This window comes from Arthrobacter sp. EPSL27 (assembly GCF_001512305.1).
Classification (GTDB): Bacteria; Actinomycetota; Actinomycetes; order Actinomycetales; family Micrococcaceae; genus Arthrobacter.
Window position 1 is genome coordinate 268,848 of sequence record NZ_LNUT01000001.1, and the last position, 9,875, is coordinate 278,722.

Sequence of the window (9,875 nt, forward strand, 5' to 3'; positions counted from 1 at the left end):
GCCGGTCATTTGCGGGGCATGTACCACTCGGTGAAGGCTGTGGCCCGGCCGTCCCCCGTGAGCTGGATGATCCAGAGGTTGTCGTAGCTGCGGCTGTCGTCGCTGTAGTCGGTGCGGCCCTGCACAAAGGCCCTCCCGCCGTCGACCCCCAGAAGCTGCCACTCGAACGTCCAGTCCCCCGGCGCGTCCCCCGCCGCGATCCAGCGTTCCACAATCTGCTCGCGGCCGATCCACGGCTCGGGATCATCCGGCCTGGTGGCGTAGACGGCGTCTTCGGTGAACAGCGCCCTGATGTCTTCCGGCTGATTTGATGTCCAGGCTGCGATGTAGTGCTGCATCCAGCGCGCTGCCGCATCTCTCATTCCTCGTTTTTACCCCTTGCTTCCGCGCGCCCGCAAGGGTGATGGGCCCGGAACGGGGCGGGTTCGCCCAGGGTTCACTCGCCGTCGGCCCGGCCGTATTCACGGTCCCAGAGCTCGTGCAGTTCCGCGTCTTTCCGCAGGGTCTTGACCGTCTGCAGTCCGGAGGGCTGGGGCTGCTGCCATTCGCGCCGGTTCAAGGCTTTCCGCCCGGTGTCCAGCAGCAGGAGCGCCCGGTCCGTCAGCGCGTCACTGCGCAGGGTGAAGTCCGTCTTCCGCCGCCGCAGGACCTCCTGCAGGGCGGCCCGGGCGGCCGCATTGGCGCCCATTTTCCGCAGCGAGCGCGCCCGGACCAGGAGCAGCGCGGCGGAGAGGTCATCCCCGTTGAGCAGCCCTTCGGTGTCGGCCACCACCTCCACGTCCCGCCCCAGCGAGGCGGCCAGGGAGCAGCGCGCCAGCGCCATGGGCAGCGACGGCGGCAGGCCGTTGAGCGCCGCGAGGGCCGCCTCGCTTTGGCCGGTTTCGCGCAGCGCGTGCGAGAGTGCCAGGAACACGGCCTCCTCGCTGAAGAGCACCGGGACCTCCACCCGCTCGGCCACGGCCACCCTGGTGACCACGCGGGAAAGGTAGGTGTACGCGTACCGGTTCGCGTCGTCGTCGTTCTTGGTCAGCAGGCCGCGCTGGAGGAGTTCGGAAGCGCGCAGGTGGCCGCCCTGGTCGTAGCTGAGGAGCCCGGCCATCAGGTAGCAGAGCCCGGCCCAACCGGGGTGGGCATGTGCCACGGCGATCAGCCGGTCCGGGTCGGAACTGCCGAAGATGGCGGCGTGGACCACCTTCGCCGCTTTGCCCGGCGCCCTGCCGTCCACCCTGCCGAGCCGGGGCGCCCCGCCCTCCACCGGCAAGGTCCCGCGGGTCCGGCCTGCCAGGACCCCGGTGACCATGCCGCCGACGCCGTCGGCCAGGCCACGGACTGGCGTCCGGATGACCGGGCGGCGGAACGGCGTGAGGTCCCGGTGGTCGCGGTACAGGGCCGGGCGGGGAGCGGATTCTCCCGGTGCGGAGCTCATGCTTCCATGCTAGTAGGCGCAGGCGGACCGGGGGCAGACTAGGAGGCGGCCGCGACCCAGACGCCAATGACCCAGGTGCTGCCGGCCAGGCAAGCGAGCCCGAACTCGACGATCATGCCCAGGCCCGTGGCCTTCAGCGCCGCCCAGCTGGACGTCACGGCGGTGCCCAGCACCCTGGTGCGGTGGAGTTCGCTCAGCAGCAGGCCGGCGGCGAAACCCACGAACAGGCCCACCACCGGAATGAGGAACATCCCCACGACGCCGAACACCAGCCCCACCATGACCGAACGGCCGGGAATGCTGTGCTGCTTGAGCTTGCGGCCGGTCAGCACGGCGCTGGCGGCCATCCCGGCGGCGACGAACAGCATGCCGATCCCGAACACCACCCAGCCGGTGGTCCCTGCGCCTCCCCAGATGGCCCACGCGAGGAGGCTCAGGCCGATCAGGATGCTGCCGGGAAGCACGGGGATGACGGTGCCGGCCACGCCGACCAGGATGGCGAGGCCGCACAGGACCGTCACAACTGTCTCGGGATTCATCGCCCCAGTCTATGGAACAGCGACGGCGGCGCCGCATCCCCCAAGGGTGCGACGCCGCCGTCGGCTGTTCAATTGCGGCTGAACAGGAGCGGCTACTCGGCTTCAACCGCCGCAGCCACGGCGGCGGATACCGCCGGCGCAACCCGCGGGTCCAGCGGGCTGGGGACGATGTAGTCGGCGGACAGGTCCTCGTCGGCCAGGTCGGCGATGGCGCGGGCCGCGGCCAGCTTCATTGCCGGCGTGATCCGGCGGGCGCCGGCGTCGAGGGCTCCGCGGAAAATTCCGGGGAAGGCGAGGACGTTGTTGATCTGGTTCGGGAAGTCGCTGCGGCCCGTGGCGACGACGGCCGCGTACCGCTGTGCGACCTCCGGCAGGACTTCGGGATCCGGGTTGGACAGGGCGAACACGATCGCGTCCTGACTCATGAGCTTGAGGTGTTCCTCGGCCAGCTTGGACGACGAGACACCAATGAACACGTCGGCATCCTGCAGGGCCTCGGCAGGGCCGCCGGAGACGGCCCGCGGGTTGCCGCTCGCGGCCAGCTGGGCCTTCTTGCTGGCGGGGTCGGCGGCGATGTCCGCACGCTCGCTGTTGAGGACACCGCGGGAGTCCAGCAGCACAACGTCGCCAATCCCTGCGGTGATCAGCATCTGGGCGACGGCGATTCCGGCTGCGCCGGCACCCGAGACCACCACACGCAGTGACTCCAGTTCGCGGCCGGTCACCTTGGCCGCACCGGTCAGGGCGGCGAGGACCACGACGGCGGTGCCGTGCTGGTCATCGTGCATCACGGGGCAGTCCAGGGCCTCGATGAGCTTGTCTTCAAGCTCGAAGCAGCGCGGCGCCGAGACATCCTCGAGGTTGACGGCGCCAAAGCTGGGGCGCAGCCGGACGAGGGTCTCCACGATCTCGTCCACGTTGGTGGTGTTGAGGACCAGCGGGATGGAGTCGAGGTCGCCGAAGGCCTTGAACAGGGCAGACTTGCCCTCCATGACGGGCAGCGAGGCGCTGGCTCCGATGTCGCCGAGGCCCAGCACGGCGGTGCCGTCACTGACCACCACCACCAGGCGCTGGGCCCAGGTGAGGGTCTTGGCGAGTTCCGGGTTGGCGGCGATGGCGCGGCTGACCTGGGCAACGCCCGGCGTGTAGGCAATGGAGAGGTCACGCTTGGTGTCGAGCGGGACGGTGCCGGAGATGGAGAGCTTGCCGCCCTGGTGGGAGGCGAATATTTCCTCGTCGCCGATTACCTCTACGGGTTCGGCGGCGGAAGTGGCGTCGGTAGGGGTCATCGTTTCAATGGACACGTCGTTGTCTCCTGGGGCTCACCGTGGGCGTACGGCTCATGGAAGCTCAAGCACAGGGATGCTCAAGATGGTCTGGGGAACGCCGGCGGGCCCGAGGTGGTGGGTCTGCGGTGACGCTCCGGTGGTGCAGGCGGCGGGGCCGCTCCGGTGTTGCCATAGTAGACAGCGGAACGCGGGCTCCAGGTGCACCGCGACACACGCCGCGCCTTGGTGAAACGTTTATCCATGGGGTTCGCTGGGCTTGAGCACCAAAAACAGGCCCCTACCGGCCAGTAAAATCTGCCCCTGGTCTAGACCAGTTACGCGGCGCGGCCGCTGGATGTCAGCAGTGCGCAGGCCTTCTTAAGGTCTTCCTCGGCCTCGAACAGCGAGAGCCGGCGGCAGCGGACGGACTGGACCAGCCCGGTAACGGCCAGCAGCAGCACCCGGGAAGTGGCGGCGTCGCCGCTGACGGCGGTGACGGCCTTCTCCGCCGCGGCATCGATCTCGCGGAGCAGCTTCGTGGTGTCGGTGCCCTTGGTGTAGACGGCCTTGTTCAGGCACTGCTCCACCGCCGGCTGCATAAGGCGCATGTGGAAGATTTCCATCACGACGCCGGCCAGTGAGTGCGCCGGAACGCCGTCCCCGCCCTTCCCGGCGGGCGGCGTTGCTGTGCTGGCGGGGTGAAGCTCCAAGAGCTGCTTGCGGTAGAGGGCCAGCATCAGCTGGGTGGCGGAGGGAAAGTAGCGGTACAGGGTGCCCAGCGGAACGTCGGCCTTGGCGGCGACTTCAGAAAGGACCACGGAGGCCAGGCCCTTCCGGGCGAAGCCTGCCGCCACGTCGAGGATCCGGGTGTAGCGGAGCCGCTGCCGGGGCAGGGTGGGCGGCGGGGCCATGGGTGGAAGTTCTGAGTGAAATTCAGGCATCAGCGGCGTTCCGGGGTCGGTTTTCTCGGCAGGCGGACATGCTCCCCACAGCCCTGCCGCGGCAATTCCCGTCCACTATACGCCACGCGCCTGATCCGATTCCGGGGTCCGGCGGCGCCCGGACACCACGGGGTGCGCGGGCCGAAAGGGCGTCCCCGGCTAGTCGACGCCCTTGATTTTGACCACGAAGAGGGCCCCCAGCAGGCCGATCACCGCCGCCGCGATGTACAGCGACACGTAGCCGCCCCACAGCGTCACGAACGGGAAGGCGATGAGCGGCGCCAGCACCTGCGGCAGGGAGTTCGCGATGTTGATGACCCCCAGGTCCCGGCCGCGGCTCAGCGCCGTCGGGAGCACCTGGGTGATGAGGGCGAAGTCCACCGCCAGGTAGCAGCCGAACCCGATTCCCAGCACCGATGCGCCCAGCAGGGCACCAGTCCAGTTCGGTGCGAAGGCCAGGATCAGCGAAGCCACCGCAATGATCACCGAGGAGATGATCACCAGCGGTTTGCGCCGTCCCATCCGGTCGCTCAGACGGCCGCCGATCACACTGGTGATGATCACCATTACCGCGTAGAGCCCGGTGAGGATCAGCACGCCGAACTCCGGCGCGATGCCCTGGGTCTCCTCGAGCCGGACCGCGTCTTTAAGGAAGAAGAGCAGGTAAAGGGTCACCATGTGGTTGCCGATGTTGACAAGGAGCCGGGTCAGCCAGGCCCAGGCGAAGTCCGGATACAGCACCGGGGAGATCCAGAAGCCCCGGGCGAAGGCGGCCAGGCTGAACGGCGGACGCGACCCGGCGGGGAGCGGGACGTCGTCGTTCTTAAAGTAGTACAGCCCGACGCCGGCCAGCAGCGCCACGGCGCAGACCAGGTAGCCGGCCGCAAAGTTCCCGGCCACGGCCGCGGCGATCACCGCGCCGGCGAGGATCCCCACCGTCTGCCCCATGGCGGCAAGGCCCCCCACGGTGCCGCGCTGGGCCACCGGCACGCGGTCCGGAATGGCCGCGGTGATGGCGGCGTAGGCTCCGTTGCAGCCGGCCTGAACCAGGCACCACAGCAGCGTCATGATGGCGACGCTTGGCGCCCCCGCGAGTGCGATCAGGGCCGCGGCCCCGAGGATGGCCCCGAACAGCACCCAGGGGACACGGCGTCCCAGCCGCGAGGTGGTGCGGTCGCTGAAGGCGCCGAACAGGGGGTTGGCCACGAGGGATACCGCCGCCCCGGCCCCGGTCACCAGGGCAAGGATGGCCTCCTTGTCGCCTTCGCTGAACGCCGCCGCCTGCTGGCCGAGGAGCACCTGCAGCGGGCCGAAGAACGCCGCATTGATTCCGACGTTGACCAGGACGACGCCGGAGATCCAGACCGGGCGGACGGGCCGGTCGGGTTCGGCGAGCGCCACCGCCGTCGGGCCTGGGGCTGCGGGGCCGTGCCGGGCAGGGTCCGGAGCTGCTCCGGGCATATCGGACAGGCTCATGGAATTCGGTTCCCCCCGGAAACGGACAGCGCAGGCTGAAGATCAGTGTGGGCCAGACTATCGTGGGGTTCACGCTCCACCCCTTCTATTACCAGCGCACAGGAGAACCAATGGCCGCATCTGCCGTGAACACCGCCGACCTCTACGACGAACGGGGCGAGGAGCTCGACTCCGTGGCCCTGCAGTTCCAGTCGCTCGGCGGCCATACGCACTTCAGCGGGCCGGTACGGACCATCCGGTGCTTCGAGGACAACGCCCTGGTCAAAGCCACCCTCGCCACACCCGGCGACGGCTCTGTCCTCGTCGTCGACGGCGGCGGCTCGCTCCGCACCGCCCTCATGGGGGACCTCATCGCGGCGAGCGCCGTCGCGAACGGCTGGGCCGGCGTCGTCATTAATGGCGCCATCCGCGACCGCACCGCCATTGCCGGGCTGCCGCTCGGGGTGAAGGCGCTGGGCAGCAACCCGCGCAAGAGTGCCAAGGAGGGGGCCGGCGAGAGCGGCGTGGACCTGGAGATCGACGGCGTCACCATCCGGACCGGCGCGATGATCTGGTGCGACCCGGACGGGATCCTGGTCGAACGCTGACAGTCCTCCCGGCGATCGCGCAACGGTATGTTTCCTCTCACTTTTTGAGGCGTGTGACAGGGGTCGCTCCGGCTCTGGTGTAAGACTTGGTAGCTGCGGCGCAGGCCGTGGAACGCGAAATGCCGAGGGAGCCACATGACAACCACCCAAGACCAGCCCGTAACCAAGATCCCCCAGCGGGTGATTTGGCTGGCCGTGGCGGGCGCCGTGGGCGGCTTCCTCTTCGGTTTCGATTCCTCGGTGGTCAACGGCGCCGTCGACGCCATCAAGGGCGAGTTTGCGCTCAGCGAGGCCGTGACCGGCTTCGCTGTGGCCGTTGCCCTCCTCGGCTGCGCGGCGGGTGCTTACTTGGCCGGCAAGGTGGCCGACCGGTACGGCCGCATCCCGGCAATGAAGATCGGCGCGCTGCTGTTCCTGGTCAGTGCGATCGGCACCGGCTTCGCCTTCAGCGTCTGGGACCTCATTTTCTGGCGCCTTGTCGGCGGCCTGGGCATCGGTCTGGCCTCCGTGATCGCCCCGGCCTATATCTCCGAGATCTCCCCGCGCCACGTGCGCGGCCGCCTCGCGTCGCTCCAGCAGCTCGCCATCACCACCGGTATCTTCGCCGCCCTGCTCTCGGACGCCCTGTTCGCGAACTTCGCCGGCGGCGCCGACCAGGACCTCTGGTTTGGCATTGAAGCCTGGCGCTGGATGTTCCTTGCGGGCGCGGTGCCCGCGGTTGTCTACGGCTGGATCGCCTACACGCTGCCCGAGTCCCCGCGGTTCCTGGTCTTCCAGGGCAAGGACGAGGAAGCGCTCAAGGTCTTCCAGTCCATCGCCCCGAATGAGGACACGGACCGCCACCTGCGCGAGATCAAGACGGCCATCGAGGAGGACAAGCTCGCCGGGCAGAAGGGTTCCCTGCGCGGCAAGGCCCTCGGCCTGCAGCCCGTGGTGTGGATCGGCATCATCCTGTCCGTGCTGCAGCAGTTCGTCGGGATCAACGTGATCTTCTACTACTCCACCACGCTGTGGAAGGCTGTCGGGTTCGAGGAGAAGGACTCCCTGACCATCTCCGTGGCGACCGCGGTGACCAACATCCTCGTCACGCTCGTGGCGATCGCCCTCGTGGACCGGATCGGCCGGCGGCCCATCATGCTGGCCGGGTCCACCGGCATGGCCCTGTCGCTGGGCACCATGGCTCTGGCCTTCGGCTCCGCCACCGGCACGGGCGACGCGATCTCGCTCCCCGGAGCCTGGGGCCCGGTGGCCCTGGTAGCCGCCAACGTCTTCGTGATCAGCTTCGGCGCCTCCTGGGGCCCGCTGGTCTGGGTGCTTTTGGGCGAGATCTTCCCGTCCCGGATCCGCGCCCGCGCGCTGGGCCTCGCCGCAGCCGCGCAGTGGATCGCCAACTTCGCCATCACCCTGAGCTTCCCGGTCATGGCCGCAGCCTCGCTGCCGCTGACCTACGCCATGTACGCGGCCTTCGCGGCGGCGTCGTTCTTCTTTGTGAAGTTCAAGGTGCCGGAGACCAACGGGATGTCGCTGGAACAGGCCGAGACCCTGTTTGTGCCGAAGGGTTCCGCGAAAGCCTGAGCCGCGCGCCGGCACAGCCCGCAACCGCCTCGCTGAGGTGACAGATAATGCCCATGTTTCCGGGAAACATGGGCATTATCTGTCACCTCGGCGGATGCCGCGGGCGGTCTCGGGCTACACCACGTGGGGCTGGTGTGCTGTGAGGTACCGGCGTCCGCCGAGGACCACGGCGATGGCCGCCGCCATGGCCAGCGCACCGGCGAAGAACGGCACCTGCGGGCCGAAGTGTTCGCCCAGCTGCGCGGCGGCGAACGGTGCCAGGGCGCCGCCCATCCACCGGACGAAGTTGTAGCCGGCGGAGGCCACCGGCCGGGGCGAATCCGACACGCCCATGGCCAGCTCCGTGTAGAGGGTGTTGTTGACGCCCAGGAGGGCACCGGAAATCACCACCAGAACCACGACGGCGGGGACCGAGTGACCGGCGGCCAGCCCCAGCCCCGCGAGGTCCAGCACTAGCAGGACCAGGGTGCCCGTGAGCACCCGGACGGCCCCGAACCGGTTCTGCAGCACGGGGGCCACAAAAACGGAGCACACGGCGACGGCGACGCCCCAGCCGAAGAACACCCCGCCGATCCCGTAGGCGTCCATGCCCAGGATGAAGGGCGTGAAGGCGAGGATCGTGAAGAAGCCGTAGTTGTAGAACAGGCCGCTGGACGCCGTCGTTCTGAGTCCCCTGTGTCCGAGGGCCAGCAGCGGGTCCCGGAGCCGGACTTTCCGTTCCGGCAGCGGCGTCTTGGGCAGCAGCGCAACGAGCGCGATGAATGCCGAGGCCATCAGCAGGGCGGTGCCGAAGAACGGGGCACGCCACTGCCAGCCGCCCAGCAGTGCCCCCAGGAGCGGGCCGAGCGAAATTCCCAGGCCGAGGGCGGCCTCGTACAGGATGATGGCCGTACCGGCTCCGCCGCTCGCGACGCCGACAATCACCGCCAGCGCTGTGGCCACAAACAGTGCGTTGCCCAGTCCCCAGCCGGCCCGGAAGCCGATCAGCTCCGCCACACTGCCGGAGGTGCCGGACAGCGAGGTGAACACGACAATAATGGCCAGGCCGATCAGCAGTGTCCGTTTGCCGCCGATCCGGGAGGAGACGTAGCCGGTGACCAGCATGGCAACGGCAGTCACCAGGAAGTAGCTCGTGAAGAGCAGGGACACCTCGCTGGGTGTGGCATCCAGGTTCTTGGCGATGGCCGGGAGGATGGGATCCACCAGCCCGATCCCCATAAAGGCGAAGACGGCGGCAAGAGCCGTGGCCCACACTGCCTTGGGTTGTTTGAGCAGTGAGGCCTTTTCGGCCTCGAGGGTGACTTCGGCTGCCGGCAGGGTGTCGGCGGGCTGGCCGTGCATGGGGGTACTCCTAATTGCTGGGGATTGGTGGTTGCGGATCAGGCCTGGAGCGTCGCGTTGATCTTGCCGATAACAGGCAGGGCGGCGGCGAGGGCGGTCCGGTCGGCGTCCGAAAGGGACGCCAGGATGCCGGCCATGACGGCGTTGCGGCGGTCATTGGCAGCTTCGACGGCGGCGTAGCCGGCCTCGCTGATCCTCACCCGGACGGCGCGGGAGTCGTCCGGGTCCGGTTCGCGGCGGGCGAGGCCGGCGCGTTCGAGCTTGATGATCTGTTCGGTGGCGCTGGGCACCTTGACGCCGAGGTTCCTGGCGATTTCGCCCACCCGCACCCCGGGGGCTGCGGAGCCGCCCGAAGCAGACCCGGTGTCCATCAGCATCTTGAGCATGCTGATCTGGGCGGCAGTCAGCTCCCCGTCCGCGTCCAGGCGACGGACCAGGTACACGCTGTGGCGAAGGGCCTCACGGAAATCCTGGGCGAGGGCGAGGATGTCAGTGTCAGCGGGGTGCTCGTCAGTCATAGTTAGGTAGCCTAACAGTTAGGGCACCTAAGATCAAGTGGCCCCGTTGCCCCATCACTTTTGGTCGTTAAAACCGGGGCAAAGTCAAGTAGTCGGAGCAACGCCAGGGTTCATGCCGCGGTTCGCAGCAGCTGGTTCAGCCGGTTGGCTGGGGTCTCGAGGTTGAGGGTGGGCCGGGGCCGGCGGTTGAGTTTCGCTGCGACC

The 9,875-nt window shown here is 68.6% G+C and carries 10 protein-coding genes; 2 read left to right on the forward strand and 8 right to left on the reverse strand.

Annotated features, from left to right (window positions below; genetic code table 11):
- Positions 1-5: 5 nt before the first annotated feature.
- The 6 genes from AR539_RS01155 to AR539_RS01180 form a co-directional block, all read right to left on the reverse strand.
- Positions 6-362 carry a nuclear transport factor 2 family protein gene (locus AR539_RS01155; protein ID WP_066431545.1) on the reverse strand — a complete coding sequence of 119 codons (357 nt, stop codon included), beginning with the start codon at positions 360-362 and terminating at the stop codon, positions 6-8.
- 74 nt (positions 363-436) lie between these two features.
- Positions 437-1,426: a hypothetical protein gene (locus AR539_RS01160; RefSeq protein WP_066431554.1), complete on the reverse strand. Its 990-nt coding sequence runs from the start codon at positions 1,424-1,426 to the stop codon at positions 437-439.
- Positions 1,427-1,464: 38 nt separating this feature from the next.
- On the reverse strand, positions 1,465-1,965 hold the full coding sequence (locus AR539_RS01165) for a DUF456 domain-containing protein (RefSeq protein ID WP_066431557.1): 501 nt from the start codon (positions 1,963-1,965) through the stop codon (positions 1,465-1,467).
- A gap of 92 nt (positions 1,966-2,057) precedes the next feature.
- Positions 2,058-3,269 (reverse strand): NAD(P)-dependent malic enzyme, encoded by a 1,212-nt coding sequence (locus AR539_RS01170; protein ID WP_066431560.1) that lies wholly within the window; start codon positions 3,267-3,269, stop codon positions 2,058-2,060.
- A gap of 299 nt (positions 3,270-3,568) precedes the next feature.
- A complete protein-coding gene (locus AR539_RS01175; protein WP_442854386.1) occupies positions 3,569-4,144 on the reverse strand; it encodes a TetR/AcrR family transcriptional regulator in 576 nt (191 codons plus the stop codon).
- 189 nt (positions 4,145-4,333) lie between these two features.
- The gene (locus AR539_RS01180) at positions 4,334-5,650 is read right to left on the reverse strand and encodes an MFS transporter (RefSeq protein WP_066431566.1); all 1,317 of its coding nucleotides are present in this window, start codon (positions 5,648-5,650) and stop codon (positions 4,334-4,336) included.
- Positions 5,651-5,760: 110 nt separating this feature from the next.
- On the opposite strand from AR539_RS01180, the gene rraA reads away from it, so the two are divergent.
- Both rraA and AR539_RS01190 read left to right on the forward strand, forming a co-directional pair.
- Positions 5,761-6,237 carry a ribonuclease E activity regulator RraA gene (gene rraA / locus AR539_RS01185; protein ID WP_066431569.1) on the forward strand — a complete coding sequence of 159 codons (477 nt, stop codon included), beginning with the start codon at positions 5,761-5,763 and terminating at the stop codon, positions 6,235-6,237.
- A gap of 135 nt (positions 6,238-6,372) precedes the next feature.
- Positions 6,373-7,812 carry a sugar porter family MFS transporter gene (locus AR539_RS01190; protein ID WP_066431573.1) on the forward strand — a complete coding sequence of 480 codons (1,440 nt, stop codon included), beginning with the start codon at positions 6,373-6,375 and terminating at the stop codon, positions 7,810-7,812.
- A gap of 114 nt (positions 7,813-7,926) precedes the next feature.
- Here the strand turns inward: AR539_RS01190 and AR539_RS01195 are convergent, their stop codons facing one another.
- Both AR539_RS01195 and AR539_RS01200 read right to left on the reverse strand, forming a co-directional pair.
- Positions 7,927-9,153 carry an MFS transporter gene (locus AR539_RS01195; RefSeq protein WP_066431575.1) on the reverse strand — a complete coding sequence of 409 codons (1,227 nt, stop codon included), beginning with the start codon at positions 9,151-9,153 and terminating at the stop codon, positions 7,927-7,929.
- 38 nt (positions 9,154-9,191) lie between these two features.
- Positions 9,192-9,671, reverse strand: coding sequence for a MarR family winged helix-turn-helix transcriptional regulator (locus AR539_RS01200; protein WP_066431577.1), 480 nt, complete (start codon positions 9,669-9,671; stop codon positions 9,192-9,194).
- Positions 9,672-9,875 lie beyond the last annotated feature (204 nt).

Coding starts and splice junctions, on each gene's coding strand:
- AR539_RS01180 (WP_066431566.1), bottom strand. CDS start 5,650: ATGAGCCTGTCCGATATGCCCGGAGCAGCTCCGGACCCTGCCCGGCAC.
- AR539_RS01155 (WP_066431545.1), bottom strand. CDS start 362: ATGAGAGATGCGGCAGCGCGCTGGATGCAGCACTACATCGCAGCCTGG.
- AR539_RS01160 (WP_066431554.1), bottom strand. CDS start 1,426: ATGAGCTCCGCACCGGGAGAATCCGCTCCCCGCCCGGCCCTGTACCGC.
- AR539_RS01200 (WP_066431577.1), bottom strand. CDS start 9,671: ATGACTGACGAGCACCCCGCTGACACTGACATCCTCGCCCTCGCCCAG.
- AR539_RS01165 (WP_066431557.1), bottom strand. CDS start 1,965: ATGAATCCCGAGACAGTTGTGACGGTCCTGTGCGGCCTCGCCATCCTG.
- AR539_RS01190 (WP_066431573.1), top strand. CDS start 6,373: ATGACAACCACCCAAGACCAGCCCGTAACCAAGATCCCCCAGCGGGTG.
- AR539_RS01195 (WP_066431575.1), bottom strand. CDS start 9,153: ATGCACGGCCAGCCCGCCGACACCCTGCCGGCAGCCGAAGTCACCCTC.
- rraA (WP_066431569.1), top strand. CDS start 5,761: ATGGCCGCATCTGCCGTGAACACCGCCGACCTCTACGACGAACGGGGC.
- AR539_RS01175 (WP_442854386.1), bottom strand. CDS start 4,144: ATGGCCCCGCCGCCCACCCTGCCCCGGCAGCGGCTCCGCTACACCCGG.